This is a genomic window from Cryobacterium sp. N22 (assembly GCF_002929555.1).
Classification (GTDB): domain Bacteria; phylum Actinomycetota; class Actinomycetes; order Actinomycetales; family Microbacteriaceae; genus Cryobacterium.
Map to the genome: position 1 here is coordinate 70,819 of NZ_PJJP01000027.1, position 18,398 is coordinate 89,216.

Here is an 18,398-nt window from a genome sequence, read left to right on the forward strand (position 1 = left end):
AGGGTGGTCACATGCGAATTCCCGACAACACCGGCGCCCGCAAGGCCGAGCCCCGAACCGACGGTCCGACGACGTTGCGCACCCTGCTGACCGACAAGCTGGGCTGGCTCGGCCTGCGCAGTGCGCAGATCCTGCTCGCCCTCGCGCTGGTCGCGGTGATCATCTTCGTCCTCGTGCAGGTGAAGCTCGTGGTGATCCCGCTGCTGATCGCGATCATCCTGGCGTCGGCGTTGAGCCCGGTGGTCGGATGGCTACGCCGCCGCGGACTGTCGCCGCTCCTTGCCACCTGGATCACCCTGCTGACCGCAATCATCGTGTTCGGCGGCATCGTGACCATGATCGTCGTCGCCGTCGAGAACCAGTGGAGTGAGCTCGCGACGAGCGCCTCCGACGGTATCGACCAGTTGTCCACCTACCTCACCGAGGGCCCTCTGGCCATCGACGCCGCCCAGATCGAGGATGCCCGCAACGCCGGCATCGACTTCCTCACCAGCAGCCAGTTCGGCTCCGGCGCCCTCGCGGGTGTGTCGGTGGCCACCGAGATCATCACCGGCGCAGTGCTCATTGTCGTGATCCTGTTCTTCTTCCTCAAGGACGGCGACGTCATCTGGAAGTTCTTCCTGCGCCCGTTCCGCGGCGAGCGCCTGCAGCGCGGTCGCCGCATCGGCGCCACCTCGGTGCGGGTGCTCGGCGGCTATGTGCGCGGCACCGCGGTCATCGCCTTCGTGGACGCCGCCGCGATCGGCATCGGCCTCGCCATCCTGGGAGTGCCGCTGGCGCTGCCGCTGGCGGTCATCGTCTTCCTCACAGCGTTCATCCCGCTGATCGGTGCGACGGTGGCCGGCATCCTTGCCGCCCTCGTGGCGCTGGTCGCGACCGACTGGATCACCGCCCTGATCGTCGTGGGCATCGTGATCGTGGTCAACCAGCTCGAGGGCAACTTCCTGCAGCCCGTCGTGATGGCCCAGTCGCTCAAGCTGCACCCTCTGGTGATCCTCGTCGCCCTGACCGCCGGCACCATCGTGGCCGGCATCATCGGTGCGGTTCTCGCCGTGCCCATCGCCGCCGTCGGCTGGGCCATCGTCAAGACCTGGAACGCCCCGCCGCAGCTCACCGGGCCACCCAAGCTCGCCTAGCACCCCCGGGCAGCCTCAACCGTCGTGGTGCTTGGGCGACCCGGCCTTCAGCGCGGACTCCTCCACATCGATGAAGGCCAGTGCAGAGCGGATGGCCGGCTCCTGGTAGCGGCCCTCCACCCGCGCGGCCAGCACCGCCGCGCGCTCGGCCTCGATCATGGCGCGCCGTAGCCGGTTGTACGCGGCGGGCAGCGGCTCCGCGTCGTCCGGAGCGGGGTTGTCCAGCGCGTTGGCGAGGAACCGGGCATTGGTGCGCAACCGGCCGATCACGCGGTCCTCGTCGGCGTCGGTCACCTCGGCGTCCAGCCGGGCCAGTCCGGCGGTCTGCGCCTCGGCCAGGAGCATCTGCGCCTCGACCCGCTCCTGGCTCCGGTCCGGCGGCGGCAGGCGCAACCGGCGGATGATCCACGGCAGCGCCAGCCCCTGCAACAGCGTGCCGACCACCACCACGAAGGCCAGCAGCTGCAGCAGCTCCCGCTGGGGCGTTTCGGGCGGCAGCAGGAAGACGGCGGCGAGGGTGACCACCCCCCGCATCCCCGCGAACGACACGGCCACCCCGGTGCGCCAGCTCCAGCCGCGCTCCCGCAGTCGCCGCGGACCGTACCGATAGATCGACGTCGTGATGGCCATCCACACGAAGCGCGACGCGAGCAGGGCGGCGAGGATCACCAGGGAGATCCACACCGTGGCCCAGAACCCCGTGCCGGTGAGCCTGACACCCTCAAGAATCGACTCCAGGTTGAGCCCGATGAACAGGAACACGGCGTTCTCCAGCAGGAACTGGATGGTGCGCCAGTTGATCGACTCGGCGATGCGGGCCTCCGCCGACTGGATCACCGGCGCGCGGTAACCCAGGAACAGGCCGGCGATCACCACCGCCAGCACCCCGGAGCCGTGCACCAGCTCGCCGAGGATGAACGCCAGGTACGGCGTCACCAGCGACAGGCTCGTGTCGAGCACCGGCGCGTGCAACTGCCGGCGGATCATGGCCAGCACGTAACCCACGGCGAGCCCGACCCCCACCCCGCCGACGACCGCGACGACGAAGTCGCCGGTCACCGAGAGCGGGCTCACCGTGCTGAGGATCGCCGCGATCGCCGCGTTGAGGGCCACCAGCGCGGTCGCGTCGTTGAGCAGGCTCTCACCCTCGAGCACCGTCACCACCCGCCGCGGCAGGCCCAGCCGTCCGGCGATGGCCGTGATCGCCACGGCATCCGTCGGTGCGACGACAGCGCCGAATGCGAACGCGGCGGCCAGCGAGATCGCCGGCACCACCAACCACGCGGTCAACCCCACCGTCACGACGGTGAACGCCACCAGGCCCACCGACAGCAGCAGGATGCCGTCCCGCCGGGCCCGCACGTCCACGATCGACGTGCGGATGGCCGCCGCGAACAACAACGGAGGCAACAGCCCGTAGAGCACCAGTTCCGGCTCGAGCTCGATGTGCGGCACCGACGGCAGGAACGATGCGGCCGCCCCGACCACCACAAGAACGAACGGCGCCGACCAGCCGATCCGCCGGGAGAAGCCGGTCACCGTGACGGTGACCACGACGAACACGACAATCCAGACGATGGTGCTGACGGGGTCCATAGCGACAATTATGCGCAGCCGCGCGCCGCCGCGGGAGGCTTGCGCGGCGGGAGGAGGGTCGCAGCATCCAGCCACGCCCGCCATTGCCCGTTGGTGCGGTGACGCCTACTATCCCCAACAACACGCGAGGAAGCGAGGCGCACATGGCCGTGAGCACTCTCAAGGAGATCGTCGATCGTGCGTTCGCCGAGAAATACGGCGTTCCCGCGATCAACATCGTGAACGACCTCACGATGGAGGCGGTGCTGGCCGGGGCTGTCGAAGCCCGCTCACCGGTGATCGTGCAAACCTCGGTGAAGACCGTCAAATCGATCGGATCCGACGTGCTCTTCGCCATGTGGTCGTCGATGACCGCCGGCATCGAGGTGCCGGTGGCGCTGCACCTGGACCACTGCCCGGACCGGGATGTGATCACCGAGTGCCTCGAACGCGGCTGGAACTCGGTGTTGTTCGACGCATCCACCCTGCCTGTGGAGGAGAACCAACGCCAGACCATCGAGGTGGTGCGGCAGGCCCGCACGTTCGGCGCTCACGTGGAGGGCGAGATCGAATCGATCACCGGCGTCGAAGACGGTGTGGGCAGCGACACCGAAGCGGCCAGGCAGAGCCTTGCGGTGTCGCTCAGGTTTCTCGAAGCCACCGGCGTGGACGTATTCGCGCCGGCGATCGGCAACGCGCACGGGGTGTACAAGAGGGAACCTGTGCTCGACTTCCAACGGGTGAGCGACCTCGTCGCCGCCCACCCGATCCCGATCGCCCTGCACGGCGGCAGCGGCATGACCGACGCCCAATTCACCGACCTCATCGCTCGGGGCTGCGCCAAGGTGAACATCTCCACGGCGCTGAAGATCACCTACATGAAATCCAACCTCTCCTTCCTCACGGATGCCCAGGCCCGCGACAAGTGGGACCCACCGTCGCTGTTCGCGAAGGTGCGCACCGACATCGTCAACCTCACCCGGGGACTGGCCGAACAGTTCGGCAGCGCGGGGAAGGCCTGAGATGCCGGCACTGATCTTCGATTGCGACGGGGTGCTCGCCGACACCGAACGGGACGGCCACCTGCCGGCGTTCAACCAGACCTTCGACGAGTTCGGGGTGCCCGTGCACTGGAGTGACGCCGACTACGCCGAGAAGGTGAAGATCGGCGGCGGCAAGGAACGGATGCGGAGCATCCTCACCCCGGACGTGGCCCGCGCGTTGGGCCTGCCCGAGGACCCGGCGGCCTGGGACGAGGCCATCCTGGCCTGGCACCGCCGCAAGACCGCGATCTACACCGAACGCGTGGCCGCGGGGGTGCTGCCGGCCCGCCCCGGTATCCGCCGTCTCACCGAGGAGGCCACCGCGGCCGGCTGGACCCTCGCCGTGGCCTCGACCTCGGCCGAGGCGTCGGTGCGGGCCGTGCTCACCCACGCGGTGGGGCCCGAACTCGCCGCCGGGTTCCAGGTGTTCGCCGGCGACATCGTGCCGGCGAAGAAACCCGCCCCCGACATCTACCTGTACGCCCTGCGCGAGCTGGGGCTCGACACGAGCGAGGCCCTGGTGATCGAGGACAGCGAGAACGGGCTGCGGGCCGCGCTCGCCGCCGGGCTCGCGACAGTCGTGACCGTGAGCAGCTACACGGCCGCCGAGGATTTCGACGGGGCAGCCCTCGTGGTCTCGTCCCTCGGCGACCCCACCGGACCCGCCGCCGAGATCCTGGCCGACCCGGCCGGCATCCACCCCGGCCCGTATGTGCGGCTGGCAGACCTCCTCACGATCCTCACCAGAACAGGAAGCGGGACCCCATGACCAGCCTGGCCGACACCGAATTCGTCGTGCACAGCATCGCCCAAACGGCGGTCGACAACGAGAAGGAGTTCGGCGACCTCGACGCCGTCGTCGGCGACGGTGACTTCGGCTACTCGCTTGCCAGGGGCTTCGAAATCGTCCTCGCCGACTGGGACGACTACGATCGCAGCAGCCCGAGCGCGTTCCTGCAGAAGGTGGGCATGGTCATCTCCGGGCGGATCGGCGGCACCTCGGGACCGCTCTGGGGCACCGCGTTCCTGCGGGCGTCCATCGCGGTCAAGGGTTCCGACACGGTGCGCGGCAGCGACGCCGTCGCGATGCTGCGCAGCGCGATCGACGGCATCAAGTCGCGCGGCAATTCCGACGTGGGCGACAAAACCCTGCTCGACGCCCTGGTACCGATGACGGATGCCCTCGAGGAGGAGGTCGCGGCCGGCACCGACGCGCCCGCCACCCTGCACCGCATGGCCGCGGTCGCCCGGCAGGCCTCCGACCAGACCGCCATGATGCAGGCCCGACGCGGCCGGGCCAGCTACACAGGGGAGCGCAGCATCGGCTCACCGGACCCCGGCGCGGTGGCGGTGGCCGTGATCCTGGAGCGGCTGAGCGCCGAGTGGGATGCCCGGGTGGGCTCATCCGCCGGCACCCAGAACGACGCCGAACGGCCATCCAGCCACACCGACTGAGCCTCGCCCGCACCGCACACGCACCCGCACGGCACACGCACCGACCGAGCACACGACCGACCGAGCGCACGACCGACCGAGCACCGACCAGAGAGGGAGCCATGAAGAAATTCGTCAATGATCCGAAGCAGTACGTCCCGGAGATGCTCAAGGGCATCGCGCTGGCCAACCCCGACACCCTCAGGTACGTGCCCGCGTACAACCTGATCATGCGCGCCGACAGCCCCAACCCCGACCGGGTGTCGATCATCCAGGGCTCGGGCTCCGGGCACGAACCGGCGCACGTGATGACGGTCGGCAGGGGCATGCTCGACGCGGCCTGCCCCGGCGACGTGTTCTCCGCACCGCCCATGGACTACGTGTACGAGACCACCAAGCTGCTGGCCTCGCCCAAGGGCGTGCTGCTGCTGGTGAACAACTACACCGGCGACCGGATGGCCTTCGAGATGGCGCAGGAGCTCAGCGCCGCCGACGGAGTGAAGGTGAAGACCCTGTTCATCGACGATGACGTCGCCGTGCAGGACTCCACCTACACGGTGGGCCGGCGCGGGGTGGCGGGCAACTTCTTCGTGATGAAGGCCGTCGGCGCCGCCGCCGAGCAGGGCGCGGACCTGGACGAGCTGGTACGGATCGGGGAGAAGGTCGACAGCGTCACCCGCACCATGGGGATCGCCCTCACCTCCTGCACCCCGCCGGCGAAGGGCTCACCGCTGTTCGAACTCGGCGACGACGAGATCGAGGTGGGTGTGGGCATCCACGGCGAGCCCGGACGGCGCCGGGCGAAGCTCACCACGGCGAACGAGATGACCGACGAGATGCTGGATGCCGTCGTGAAGGACCTGCCCTATGCGGCCGGCGACAGGGTGGCTCTGATGATCAACGGGCTCGGCGGCACCCCGATCAGCGAGCTCTACATCCTGTTCGGGCGGGCACACGAGCGGCTCACCGAGCTGGGCATCACGGTGGGACGCAGCTACGTGGGCGAATACTGCACCTCGCTCGACATGGCGGGGGCGTCGCTCACCCTGGTGCGGCTCGACGACGAGATCGAAGCACTGCTGGCGGCGCCGGCCGAGATCGCGGCGCGAGTGTTCTAGCCGCGCTCGGTAGTGGGCCGGGCCCGGGTGCGGGCCCGGCTTCCGGCGCCGTTCCGCACGAGCGCACGCGGTGCCGCTACTCTGTGGGCATGAGTGAGACTCCCAGGGACTGGTCAGACACGCTTTACGCCTTCGACACGGCCACGAGGTGGTTCGTCGCCGTGACACGCGGCATCGCCGAGCGTGCCGCCGGTGATCCCGAGGTCTGGGCGCAGCTGGGGTTGGGTGAGTGGAGCGTGCGCGACCTCGTCGGGCACACCAGCCGGGCCCTCTCCACCGTTGAGGCCTACCTCGACCTCGCGGCTGAGGAAGACGCCGCCGGCGTCGCCGCCCCCATCGAGGTGACCTCGCCGGCGGCCTACTTCGAGCGCGCGCTCGCCGCGGGAACCCCCGAGGTGATCGCCCAGCGCGGCCGCGAGACCGCCGCCACCCTCGGCGCCCAGCCCGACGTCGCGGTTGCGGCGCTCGCCGCCCGGGTGCTGGCGCGGGTGGCCACCCTCGACGGTTCAGAGCCCGCCGATACGCCGGCCGGGCGCATCCGCATCGCCGAGTACCTGCCGTCGCGCACCGTGGAACTCACCGTGCACACCAGCGACCTGCTGCAGAGCCAGGGGGTGCCGGCCGCCGAGCAAACGGTGCCGGAGCCCGCCGCCGCCGCGACCCTGCACGTGCTCGCCGACCTGGCCGCCCATAAGGGCCTGGCCGCGCCCCTGCTGCGCGCCGCCACCGGCCGCGCCCCGCTGCCCGCCGGGTTCTCCGTGCTCTGAGCTGCCCGGTTTGGCCGTGCCGTGGCCTGTGCCTCGTCTCATGGCGCAGGAACTTTCTCGTGGCGCAGGTAAATCGGCCCATTAACCTGCGCCGCGAGCACTAACCTGCGCCGCGAGGCATATGGTGCGCCGCGAGCGCTGACGCGTGCCCTGAAGGCACGGCGGCATGCCGCCGTGGCCCGTGTTGGTCCCCGCGGCACGTGTTGTTCTCGGCGGCCCGCGTTGGAACACGTGCCGGCGGGACACACACGTGCCGCGGGAGCGAAGGTGTGCCGCGAGGGGCGGCCGGACCTCGCCGGCCCGGCTACGCCAGCGCGGCCGCCTCGTGCGCCTGTCGGGCGGCGTCGAGGGCGTCGAGCTTCTCGGCGAGACGGTCCAGCACCGCGTCGCGGTCGCCGAGCCACTCGGGCAACCACACCCGCTCCACCGCCGGCCAGCCCATCAGCCTGGACAGCACCTCGACGGGCAGGCCGTCGCGGTCCGAGACCGTGCGGCGGGCGGCCCAGGTGGGGCCGTCGAGCAGCACGGCCATCACCGGATGCCCGGGCGCCCCCGCCGTGGCCACGCTGAGGTCCACCCGGAAGTCGGAGAGACCGACATCCGCCTGCACCGCGAAACCACGCTCACGCAGGTCCTCGGCGATCTCCTCCCGGTGCCGGTCCAGAGCCCCCGACTGGCGCAGCGGGCTGGCGAGCCCGTCGGAGCCGCCGGCGGCCAGATCCAGGTATGCCCGCAGGTCCTTCACCCCGGCCGAGATGGTCTCCTCGGCGCGCAGGTCGGCGGGCGCGAAGCTGCTGAACACGATCACCTGGCGCCTGGCCCTGGTGATGGCTACGTTCAGGCGCCGCTCGCCGCCGGGCAGGTTGAGCGGACCGAAGTTCAGCGGCAGCCGGCCGGAGGCATCCGCGCTGAACGCCGTGGAGAACAGGATGGTGTCGCGCTCGTCGCCCTGCACGTTCTCCAGGTTCTTCACGAACAGGCCGTCAGCGTCGGAGTCGAGGGCGTGCACGATGCGCTCGTCGCCGCTGTCGCGGAGGCTGCCCTCGATGAGGGCGCGCTGCTGCACGTTGAAGGTGATCACACCGATGGACGGGGTGTCCTCGGGGTCCGCGGCGAACCGGGCCAGGATCTCGGCCACGATGGCTTCGGCCTCGACCGGGTTGGTGCGCAGCGACGTGCCCGTGCCACTGCGGAGGAACTGGCCGTCGACCCTGCGGAGGCTCACGCCGTAGCCCGCGGAGCCGGAGCCGGGCTCGGAGCCGGCAACCGTGCCCGCACCGTGGTGCGGAGCCGGGAACGACGACAACCGGTCACGGTAGTACGCCCGGTTACTGAAGGCGATCAGCGATTCGTCCTGGCTGCGGTAGTGCCACGACAACCACTTGCTGGGCACCTGGGCCTGCACGCACTCCGACAGGATCGACTCCTCGTCGCGCACGAACTCGAGGGTGTCGCCGTCCTCCTCGCCGGAACCGATGGTCGACTCCGCGAACGAGGTGGGCGGCATCTGCTTGCTGTCACCGACCACGACAACGGACCGGGCGCGGCCCATGGCGCCGACCGCATCGGAGACCCGCACCTGAGAGGCCTCGTCGAAGACCACGATGTCGAACAGGCCGGCCTGGGCGGGGAAGAACCTGGCCACCGACTCCGGGCTCATCAGCATGCACGGCAGGATGTCCGTGATCAGGTCGCCGAACTCGTGCATGAGCTCGCGCACCCCCATGCCGCCGCGCTGCCGATCCAGCTGCCGTTTGAGCAGGCCGAGCCGGGCGGCCGTCTCCGGCGCCGGGGTCCCTGTCGTGTCACTCGCGGTGTCCGGGGCGGCACCGATGGTGCGTCGCCGTAACACGCTGTACGGGATGAAGGTGGGCAGGTGCCGGCGCACCGCACCGGATGACGTGGTGAAGCGGGTGATCGAACGGTTCTGGGCGGCGGCGTCGAACTGGTCCAGGGTGGTCGCCTGTCCGCGTTCGGCGACGGATGCGGTGGCGAGACCCTTCTCGAACGCCAGGCCGGCGTCGTCGGCGTCGACCTCGCCGCGGAGCACCGCCGTGTGCGCGGCCGTGAGCCCGAGCCGCGCCAGCGGTTCGAGGTGCTCGAGCAGGGCGATCCACCGGGTGAGGGTGGGCAGCCCCGGTGCCTGGGCGTCCCGTTCCTCGCGGCCGCGGGACCAGACGGCGACGAGGCCGCCGTCCGCGGCCCACCCGGCGATGGCGGCCGGTCCCGCGCCGGTGGCCCTCATCACCGCCTGCAGGGCGAGGAGCGCACGGTTCAGCGCGGTGGCGAGCGCCGGATCGGGCTCGGCGGTGGCGTCGAGGTAGCCGCGCAGGGCCGCCACGAACTCGTCGCTGAGGTCGCGGTGCTCCGACGCGACGACGCCACCGGCCCAGCGCAGCCAGGCGAGGCGGGCGGCCAGTTCGTCACGGCCGGTCTGGCCGGTCGGCACGGTGTGCCCGGTTTGCGCCGGCGGGGCCTGGTCGGCGCCGACGAGGGGGTTCCAGTCGTCCGCGATGGTCACGCCGTCGACGGCTCGCACCCCGGCGCGCAGGGCATGCAGCTGGGCCTGGCTGTCGGCGAGCTGGCCGGTGACGGTGGAGAGGGAGCCGAGGGGCACCTTCGCCCCGGACCGCACCTCGGCGGCCAGCCGCGCGAGCACGGCCTTCCGGCGGCCGCGGCGACCGAAGAAGCTCGAGACATCCGCCGCCTGCGCGTCCCGGTGCAGGGCCGCGGCGTCCAGCCGCAGGGCACCGGGTTCGAGCACGGTCAACGCCGGGTGCTCGGCCTGCACGAACGTGCCGGTGGCCTGCTCGGCGGCCGCCGCTGCCGCGGCCCAGTCCGGGGAACGGGTGCCGTCCAGAGTGGCCAGCGGCACCCGGTCCGCGGCGGCGAGACCGCTCAGCGTGACGAATTCGGTGGGACTCGCCGCCGCGGCCACGACGCTCGCGGCGGCGCCAGACCCGCCAGACCCGGCCGTCTCGTCGGCGCGGGGGAGCGCGGCCAGGGCCTCGTCCAGCTCCAGCGCGGCGCGGGCCACGGTCGCCAGGTCGAGGGGGGTGGCGGGCGGCGTGGTGATGAACGCCCACGGATGCTGCGGCCGCGGCCGGGCCGGATCGGTCACCTCGGGCAGGTCCCGCAGCATCCGCCGCAGCTCGTCGAGCTCGTCGGTCGTGATGCGGGCGGGCAGGTCGGCCGGCACGGGCAGGGCCCGCACGTCGTCGTCGGCCGTGAGTTGCGCGGTGCGGGCGGAGTAGAACGACAGGCCGGCGCCGTTCTGTTCGTGCAACCGGTCGGTGTACCTGGCCAGGCTGCGCCGGGCGGTGCCGAGCACGTCGAGGTCGTTCTTCAGCCCCTGGCCGTCCACCGTCACCTCGTGCTCGAGGGCCTGCCGGATCTGGGCCCGCACGGCGGCGGGTTTGCTGGCCTTGTCGTGCAGGTCGAGGGCGAATGGGCCCATGCCCACCTCGTTCAGCCGGGCCTGCACCACCTGTAGGGCGGCACGCTTCTCGGCGACGAACAGCACCTTCTTGCCCTCGTAGACGGCCCGGGTGAGCAGGTTGGTGATGGTCTGCGACTTACCGGTACCGGGTGGGCCCTCGAGCACGAAGGTGCGCTCGGCGATGGCCTCGGCCACGGCGGCCAGCTGCGACGAGTCGCCGGGCACCGGGCACTCGGCGCCGAGGGCGTCGAGGTCGGCGGGCGCCGGCAGGGCCACCGGGTCGACGAACGGCTGGGTGGGGGTGTGCACGAGGTGGCTCACCAGCGAGTTCTCGGCCAGCGTCTGCCAGTTCTCGTCGAGGTCCTTCCAGAGCCGGAACTTGGCGAACTGCAGGATCGACAGGTCGAGGGTCTCCTCCACCCGGAACGGCAGCCCGGCCGCCAGCAGCGCCTCGCGGGTGGCGCGGAACGCGGCGGCCAGGTCGATGCCGGCCGTGTCGCCCGTTGTGTCGGCGGCCGGGGTCGCCAGGCCGTCGATCGTGAGGCCGTGCAGCTGCCGGAGCTTCTCGAGCAGGCAGTAGTTGGGCGTGGACGCCCCGGCCTCATCGAGCCGCACCCTGTAGTCGCCGCCGCGGCCGGCCGGTTCGAGCACCACGGGAACGAGCACCAGGGGGCTGCGGAGTTCCCGGTCGTTGGCGGTCCAGACCAGCGAGCCGAAGGCCAGGTAGAGGTTGTTGGCGCCGGTCTCCTGCACCACGGTGCGGGCCTTGTAGGCCAGCGCCCGCAGCTTGGCGGCGTAGGCGGCGTCGGTGACGTCCGCGTACACGGCCTTCTTGTCGGCGAGCACCGCCGCAAGCTGGTCGACGGGCAGGTCCCGGCCGAACCGGATGCCGCGCTCCCGGTCGGTCGTCGACATCCGGTCGGCGGGCAGCAGGGTTAGCCCGGTGCCGCCGGTGACGAGGTCTTCGACGCCGGCCAGGTGCTGGTCCGGCACCGTGAGGGCGAGGGCGCCGCGTTCGGTGAAGTTGATCAGCCGGTTGCGCAGGCTCAGGTCGAGCAGGGCGTTCTTCCACTGGGTGATTCGGGGCGGTGTGATCCGGGGCGGGGTGATGGGGGCAGGGGTGCCCGAGGACCGGCCGGACGGGGCGCCGGCGGCATCCGTCCCGGCCGTCACGCCGGAGCCACCGGGCGAGACGACCGCCGGCCGGTACTCGGTGACGATCACGGTGCCGTCGACGGTCACGGTGCGCGCCGGCAACGGCAGGATGTGGGTACGCCGCGCCTGCACCACGTCGACCACGCCGATCACGGTGCTCAGGTCGGCGAGCCACTCCAGGTAGGGGGAGCGCTGGGCCTGCGCGAAGGTGACCGGTGTGCCGGCACCATGATCGGTGACCCGGGTGGTCTCCACGAGCCGGATCAGGTCGAGGTCGATGAGGTTGATCACCTCGGCCACGTCGGTGAGCGCGGGCGCGCCGAGGGTCTCCTCTTCGCGCCAGTAGCCGAGGAACGCGTGCCCGGCGACCACCCAGAGCAGCGGATGCAGCCCGGCCTGCTCGAGGGCGGCGGCCATCACGACGGCGGTGTCGAGGCAGGTGCCCACGCCGCCGGACAGGCCGCCGTCGGCGGCGGTGCCCAGCACTTCGCCGGGCGTGCGCACCTTCTGGCCGTCGTCGGACCAGCTGGCCGGCGGGGTGGCGTAGCGGATGCCGCGGGCTCGCATGGCCACGAACACCGCCTCGACCACCTGGTCGACCCTGTCGGGGCCCGACTGGTAGCCGGGCATCGCCGCCGAGCCGGTGCGGGCCTCGAGCGCGGCGGCGGCCTCGGCCAGTAGCGTGGCGATCTCGGGGTGATTGGGCAGCACATGCGCGGAGAGCATCTCCAGCGCCAGGTCCACCGGCTGGGCGATCCACTGCTGGGCGGCGAGCAACTGGATGGGCTCGCCGGCCTCCGCCACGGCGACGCCGTCGATGAGCAGGCTGGCCCGAATCTCGGCCGGCCGCTGCTCCTCGATGAGCAGCATGGCGGCGGGGTCGACGGTCAGGGAGACATCCGTGAAGGTGGCGGTGCGCTCGGCGGCGAGGTCCACAAGCAGGTCGCGGGCGGTGCCGAGGGTGTCGCCGGCGCTGAGCACCTCGAGCCGCAGCACGGCCTCCCGCACGGCGGGCCCACGGTTGTCGACGCCCACCCGGCCGACCACGTTGATGCGGCTGTGCGCCAGGGCGTAGCTGAGCACCGGCGTTGCGGTGAGCGAGAGGGTGATGTCGCCGGCCGGGATGCTCGAGGGCTGGGCGCTCTGGTCCACGGTGTTCGATGCCATCGGAAGTGCTCCTCGTGTCGCCGGTTGCTGCTGGTGCTGCGCATGTGCCCCGCGCGGGGGACTATTCAATCATCGGCGAGTGTGGGCCCGACCCGGCGCACCCCGTGCCCGAACGCACCGGTGTGTCTCGTCTCGTGGCACACCATCCGTCTCGTGGCGCACCTTGTTTCTCGTGGCGCACCTTATGCACGCAGATATCCTGGGCCACGAGCACTAACCTGCGCCACGAGACGCCCGCCCGCCAACCGGGGGGAGCACCCGATCCGAACGGGGCGGCCGAACTCTGCTAAGATCTTGAGGTTGCCGTTCAACGGCCGCGGATAAAGAGAGCTCAGGCATTCTGCCCCGAGCACCGCGCAGTGAGAGAAAGGGGATCCCATCTATGGCACTCGAAGCTAATGCTAAGAAGGCGATCATCGAAAAGTACGCTACCCACCCGGGCGACACGGGTTCCCCCGAAGTCCAGATTGCAATGCTCACGCAGCGCATTCTCGACCTCACGGAGCACCTCAAAGAGCACAAGCACGACCACCACTCGCGTCGTGGCCTGCTCCTCCTGGTTGGTCAGCGTCGCCGTCTGCTCGGCTACCTGTCCGACGTGGACATCAGCCGCTACCGCTCGCTCATCGAGCGTCTCGGCCTGCGCCGCTAGGTAGTAGCCGAATGGTTCGCTGATAACGCGATCTTCTTCGAAACGGGCCGTCACCTTCGGGTGGCGGCCCGTTTTGTGTCCCCGGATGCGCGCGGTCAGGCCGGCTCGGCCGGCGCGTCGAGTGCCCGGGTGAAATAGCCCCAGGGGAACGTCGTCTCGCCCACCAGGCGCCAGCCCTCTGCCTCGAGGTGTCGCCTGGCCACGTTTCCCGGTGTCCACAGCAGCCGGCGGTGCTCCCATTGCCGGTCAGAGGCTTCCAGCACGTGGTACAGCGTGCCGTAATCCACGACATGCCAGCCGCGGCGGCCCTCGATCGCCAGGATGGCCATCTCGTCGAACGCGGTGACCGGGCTGAGCACCTTGCGGCGCGGATGCCCAGGCTCGCCATCGTGTGCGATCGCGGCCGGGCCGGCGGAGCCTGGTTGGCTCGCCGCGGAGAACCGCTGCTGGGCGGCCTGCCGGCTCACCCCAAGCACCCTGCCCAGGGCATCCCAGCTGTGCCCGGCGGTCCGCGCGCCGTTGATCGAGTCCCGCAGCAGCCGGCTGGTCTCCTCCGCGGCGGTGCGGCTGGCACCGACAAGACGGAGGTACGCATCCGGGTCGCTCTCGAGGTCGGCGCGGAGACCGGCCGGGGTGCCGAGCACCGCTTCGGCGATGGCATCCCGAACCGCCGCGGCCTCAGCGGCCGTCAGCGACGCCGGTGAATGTTCGGGTGTCGGTGCCGTCATCGCTCGTCCGTCCGCTGCTTGCGTCGCTGTTCCGCGCTGTCGGCGTCGGTCGCGGCACGCAGCGGTTCGAGGTTGTCGAGCGCCACAGTGTCGCGCAGCCGGGCCACTCTCTGGCGTCCGATCTCGGTCCACAGGATGACGGCGACCAGCAGAACGCTGAGCATTCCGGTGAGGAAGCCCAAAACGGAGTCGGCCGGGTCGTGGTCGACGAGTATGGCCGCGGTGGAGAGTGCGGCGATCGCCACCACCCCGCCGACTACGGCCGCGGCATACCAGCGCGGGCGGGACAGGGACCTTTTCGTGTTCATGTGTCAAGGATTCCTTGACACCAGTCATTTGTCAAGAGTTCGTTGACACAAGCGGGGCTCGCGAACTGTGAGCTAAGCACCTTCCCGACGCCCGGGAAGGTGCTTTTCTCACAGTTCGCGAGGGTTTCCCCGTAGCGCCGGCCGGGCAAGCGGCAAGAGTGGAGGGATGAACGACTTCGTCAGCTCACCCGGCGGCGACCCGCGGGGCTTCGACAAGCGGCACCACGGCGCCCCCTCCGGCTTCTTCGAGGCCGAGGCCGCCGGCCTGGTCTGGCTGGCAATACCCGGGGGAGTGCGCACCGCCCAGGTGATCGACCTCGAGCCCGGCCACATCGTGCTCGAGACCGTCGACGAGGTGCCACCCACCCGGTCCGCCGCCCGGGCCTTCGGCGCCGAGCTGTCGGTGACCCACTCGGCAGGCGCCTCGGCGTTCGGCGCCCCGCCCGACAACTGGAGCGGCCCGCTGTTCATCGGCAATCGCAGCCTCCCCACCGCGTACGAGCGCAACTGGGGAGTGTTCTACGCCCGCTACAGGGTGCTGCCGTACCTGGACATCGCCGTGGACGTGGGCGGGATCACGGCCCGGCAGGCCGAGGTCGTGCACGCGGCCTGCGCGCGTATCGAGGCCGGCGACTTCGACGACGGGGCCCCGCCCGCCCGGGTGCACGGCGACCTGTGGACCGGCAACGTGCTGTGGTCCGCCGACGGGGTCGTGCTGATCGACCCGGCCGCGCACGGCGGCCACCGCGAAACCGACCTGGCGATGCTCGCGCTGTTCGGCTGCCCGTACCTCGAGGAGATCACCGCCGGCTACGAGGCGGCCTCGCCGCTCAAGCCGGGCTGGCGGGCGCGCACGCCGCTGCACCAGCTGCATCCGCTGGCCGTGCACGCGGCCGGGCACGGCGCGGCCTACGGCCGGGCGCTCGAGCAGGCCGCCGAAGCCGTGCTCGAGCTGCCGTCGACCCGCCCGCCCGCGGATTGACCGGCCGGGGTGAGAGTTACAGCGTCTGCCCCGCGTGGGTGCCTTCGCGCACCTCTTCGATCACCTTGGCGTTGAACGCTGGCAGGTCGGCGGGGGTGCGGCTGGAGACCAGGCCCTGGTCCACCACGACCTCCTCATCCACCCAGGTGGCGCCGGCGTTGAGCAGGTCGGTCTTCAGGCTCGGATACGAGGTGAGGGTGCGTCCCCGGGCCACACCGGCCTCGATCAGGATCCAGGCGGCGTGGCAGATCGCCGACACCGGCTTGTGCGCGGCGAAGAAGTCCCTGGTGAAGGAGACCGCGTCCTCGTCCATGCGCAGGTGATCGGCGTTCACGACCCCGCCGGGCAGAACGAGCGCGTCGAAGTCGTCGGCCTTGGCCTCGGTGACGGCCAGGTCGACGTATTGCGAATGGCCCTTCTTGCCGGTGACGCTTTCGGTTGCGGGGGACACCAGCACGGCGGTGGCCCCGGCATCGGTCACGGCCTGCCAGGGGCTGGACAGTTCGCTGTCTTCGTAGCCGTCGGTGAGCAGGAAGGCGATGCGCTTGCCGGAAAGCTCGGTGGTCGTCATGGTTCACTCCTTGTCGTCGGTGTACGAGATCGCGTTCGCCGGCCGGGAGAACCGGACGGCCATTCCACGGTAGCCACGAGAGGGTGCGTCCGCAGAGATACTCACGAAACACTGAGGTTGCACCGGCGCCCGCATCGGTACCCGCGGCCGGCCCGGCCGGGCCTGCCGGCCCCTGCGGTGCCCGGTTGGGACTTTTGGTCCGCCACTGGTGAACGTGTCGCCCTAAACTTGAGCTTTACACGGAATGGACACCCCCATGAGTCTCTGGCGCACGAAGAGCATCGAGTCATCGATCGAGGATTCCCTGGAAAAGGGGCACAGTCTCAAACGCACCCTCGGCACCTGGGACCTGATGATCATGGGAGTCGCTGTCGCCGTGGGCGCCGGTATCTTCTCGGTGGGCGCCAAGGCCGCCGGCAGTTACGCCGGGCCGTCCGTGACGCTGGCGTTTGTGCTCGCCGCGGTCACCTGCGCCCTCGCGATCATGTGTTACGCCGAGTTCGCCTCCGCGGTTCCCGTGGCCGGCTCCGCGTACACCTTCACCTACGCCACCCTCGGCGAACTTCTCGCCTGGATCATCGGCTGGGACCTGATCCTGGAGATGCTCACCGCCGCGGCCGTGATCGCCAAGTACTGGGGCATCTACCTCAGCAACGTCTTCGCACTGTGGAACTGGGACATCCCCGCCACCATCAACGTGGTCGGCCTCGACGTGAGCTGGGGCGCGTTCGTGATCGTCGCCATCTTCACCACCCTGCTGGTGCTCGGCACCCAGCTCTCCGCCCGCGTCGCCAGCGTCTTCACCATCATCAAGGTGGCGATCGTGCTCTTCGTCATCGTCGTCGGCGCGTTCTTCATCAACCCGGCCAACTACACGCCGTTCATCCCCGAGGCCGTGCCCACCACGGATGGCGTCGGCAGCGACGTGTGGACCCAGTCGCTGTTCTCCTTCATGACCGGCGCCGCCCCCGCGCAGTACGGCATCTTCGGCCTGCTCGCCGGTGCGTCCCTGGTGTTCTTCGCCTTCATCGGCTTCGACGTGGTCGCCACCAGCGCCGAAGAGGTCAAGGACCCGCAGAAGACCCTGCCGCGCGGCATCTTCGCCGGCCTGGCCATCGTCACCGTGCTCTACGTGGGCGTCAGCCTCGTGCTCACCGGCATGGTGCCGTACACCGTGCTGGCCGACGACCCCAACGCGTCCCTGGCCACCGCCTTCATCGCCGTGGGCGCCGGCTGGGCCGCCCAGGTCATCTCCATCGGCATCCTGGCCGGCCTCACCACGGTGATCATGGTGCTGCTGCTCGGACTCTCGCGGGTGCTGTTCGCCATGAGCCGCGACGGCCTGCTGCCGCGCTGGCTCAGCGTCACCTCGGAGAAGCGCCGCACGCCGGTGCGCATCCAGATCATCACCGGCGCGGCGGTCGCGCTGATCGCCGGGCTCACCGACGTGGGCGTGCTCGAAGAGATGATCAACATCGGCACCCTCTCCGCCTTCGTGCTGGTGAGCATCGCTGTGGTGGTGCTGCGCAAGAAGCGCCCCGACCTCAAGCGTTCGTTCAAGGTGCCGCTGTCGCCGTTCCTGCCGATCCTGTCGGCCGTGCTCTGCTTCTGGCTGATGCTGAACCTCACCACGCTCACCTGGGCGCGTTTCGGGGTCTGGCTGCTGCTCGGTTTCATCGTCTACTTCGCCTACGGCCGCCGCCACTCGCTGGTGGGCATCAACGCCAAGCTTCTCGTGGACGCCACCCGTCGCGAGGAAATCGAACGCGAGGAGCGCGCCCTCAAGCTCAAGGGCGAGTAGCCCCGAAGCGGAAGTGTGCCGGCGCCGGGCCGAGGCCCTCGCGCTGTCTGCGAGGGCGGAGTAGCGTTTTCGGCGGATGGCCCGTTCATGGGGAACGGGCGTGTGCGTGCCTCGCCACCGGAGGGAGACCTCATGCACCGACGCTCGGAGTGATCGCCCGTGACGACGGCGCTCCTGCTTGCTCTCGACCTGGTCGCGGCGATCATCACCGCCGGGGCGTGGATCGCCGCCGCGGTGCTCGCGGCGCCGCCGATCCGGCGTCGCGGAGCCTGGCTCGTGATCGCCCTGGTCGGCGTCGGCCTGCTGGGCCTGCTCGCACAGCTGCTCTGCACCGCCCTGCTCGCCGCTGACGGCTGGTGGTTCGTGCAGGAGAAGGTGGTGTTCGCACTGCCGGTGGCCGTCGCCGCCGCGATCGCCGTGATCGTCATCGCAGGACCAACGCTGCTGGGCGTGGCCCGCGGCACCCGCCCGGCTCCCGGCGCCCGCGGCCGCGCGGCCCTGGTCGGCGCCGCCGCGGCCGGC

Annotated in this window: 15 protein-coding genes; 10 read left to right on the top strand and 5 right to left on the bottom strand. The window is 70.6% G+C overall.

The features are described 5' to 3' along the window. Positions 1–11: 11 nt before the first annotated feature. Positions 12–1,136, top strand: a complete 1,125-nt coding sequence (locus CXY76_RS04995) for an AI-2E family transporter (RefSeq protein ID WP_104163142.1) — start codon at positions 12–14, stop codon at positions 1,134–1,136. 15 nt (positions 1,137–1,151) lie between these two features. Here CXY76_RS04995 and CXY76_RS05000 read toward each other — a convergent pair whose 3' ends face one another. After that, entirely contained in the window at positions 1,152–2,732 is a 1,581-nt protein-coding gene (locus tag CXY76_RS05000; RefSeq protein ID WP_233199580.1) for a Na+/H+ antiporter, read from the bottom strand. Between the two features lie 143 nt (positions 2,733–2,875). Here CXY76_RS05000 and CXY76_RS05005 point away from each other — a divergent pair, with 143 nt between their 5' ends. From CXY76_RS05005 to CXY76_RS05025, 5 genes are all read left to right on the top strand, one after another. Then, positions 2,876–3,733 carry a class II fructose-bisphosphate aldolase gene (locus CXY76_RS05005; protein WP_104163143.1) on the top strand — a complete coding sequence of 286 codons (858 nt, stop codon included), beginning with the start codon at positions 2,876–2,878 and terminating at the stop codon, positions 3,731–3,733. 1 nt (position 3,734) lies between these two features. Beyond that, positions 3,735–4,523: an HAD-IA family hydrolase gene (locus tag CXY76_RS05010; RefSeq protein WP_104163144.1), complete on the top strand. Its 789-nt coding sequence runs from the start codon at positions 3,735–3,737 to the stop codon at positions 4,521–4,523. Continuing rightward, positions 4,520–5,209: a dihydroxyacetone kinase subunit DhaL gene (gene dhaL / locus CXY76_RS05015; protein WP_104163145.1), complete on the top strand. Its 690-nt coding sequence runs from the start codon at positions 4,520–4,522 to the stop codon at positions 5,207–5,209. Before CXY76_RS05010 ends, dhaL begins: the two co-directional genes overlap by 4 nt. 101 nt (positions 5,210–5,310) lie before the next feature. Continuing rightward, positions 5,311–6,306, top strand: coding sequence for a dihydroxyacetone kinase subunit DhaK (dhaK, locus tag CXY76_RS05020; protein ID WP_104163146.1), 996 nt, complete (start codon positions 5,311–5,313; stop codon positions 6,304–6,306). An 89-nt stretch (positions 6,307–6,395) separates the two neighbouring features. Then, positions 6,396–7,073 carry a maleylpyruvate isomerase N-terminal domain-containing protein gene (locus tag CXY76_RS05025; protein WP_104163147.1) on the top strand — a complete coding sequence of 226 codons (678 nt, stop codon included), beginning with the start codon at positions 6,396–6,398 and terminating at the stop codon, positions 7,071–7,073. Between the two features lie 304 nt (positions 7,074–7,377). Here CXY76_RS05025 and CXY76_RS05030 read toward each other — a convergent pair whose 3' ends face one another. Further along, positions 7,378–12,834 carry a DUF4011 domain-containing protein gene (locus CXY76_RS05030; RefSeq protein WP_104163148.1) on the bottom strand — a complete coding sequence of 1,819 codons (5,457 nt, stop codon included), beginning with the start codon at positions 12,832–12,834 and terminating at the stop codon, positions 7,378–7,380. 382 nt (positions 12,835–13,216) lie between these two features. Between CXY76_RS05030 and rpsO the strand changes: the two genes are divergently transcribed. Beyond that, complete coding sequence (rpsO, locus tag CXY76_RS05035) at positions 13,217–13,486, top strand: 30S ribosomal protein S15 (RefSeq protein WP_088455691.1); 270 nt, start codon at positions 13,217–13,219, stop codon at positions 13,484–13,486. Between the two features lie 95 nt (positions 13,487–13,581). Here rpsO and CXY76_RS05040 read toward each other — a convergent pair whose 3' ends face one another. Then, a complete protein-coding gene (locus CXY76_RS05040) occupies positions 13,582–14,214 on the bottom strand; it encodes a hypothetical protein (protein WP_104163149.1) in 633 nt (210 codons plus the stop codon). Beyond that, positions 14,211–14,522, bottom strand: a complete 312-nt coding sequence (locus CXY76_RS05045; RefSeq protein ID WP_104163150.1) for a hypothetical protein — start codon at positions 14,520–14,522, stop codon at positions 14,211–14,213. Before CXY76_RS05045 ends, CXY76_RS05040 begins: the two co-directional genes overlap by 4 nt. Positions 14,523–14,688: 166 nt before the next feature. Here CXY76_RS05045 and CXY76_RS05050 point away from each other — a divergent pair, with 166 nt between their 5' ends. Continuing rightward, entirely contained in the window at positions 14,689–15,504 is an 816-nt protein-coding gene (locus tag CXY76_RS05050; protein ID WP_104163151.1) for a fructosamine kinase family protein, read from the top strand. A 16-nt stretch (positions 15,505–15,520) separates the two neighbouring features. Here CXY76_RS05050 and CXY76_RS05055 read toward each other — a convergent pair whose 3' ends face one another. Then, on the bottom strand, positions 15,521–16,075 hold the full coding sequence (locus CXY76_RS05055) for a type 1 glutamine amidotransferase domain-containing protein (protein ID WP_104163152.1): 555 nt from the start codon (positions 16,073–16,075) through the stop codon (positions 15,521–15,523). A 256-nt stretch (positions 16,076–16,331) separates the two neighbouring features. Here CXY76_RS05055 and CXY76_RS05060 point away from each other — a divergent pair, with 256 nt between their 5' ends. Continuing rightward, positions 16,332–17,876, top strand: a complete 1,545-nt coding sequence (locus CXY76_RS05060) for an amino acid permease (protein WP_104163153.1) — start codon at positions 16,332–16,334, stop codon at positions 17,874–17,876. Between the two features lie 159 nt (positions 17,877–18,035). Continuing rightward, positions 18,036–18,398, top strand: a 363-nt coding sequence (locus CXY76_RS05065; protein WP_369826072.1) for a hypothetical protein, incomplete at its 3' end; no start/stop codon positions are given.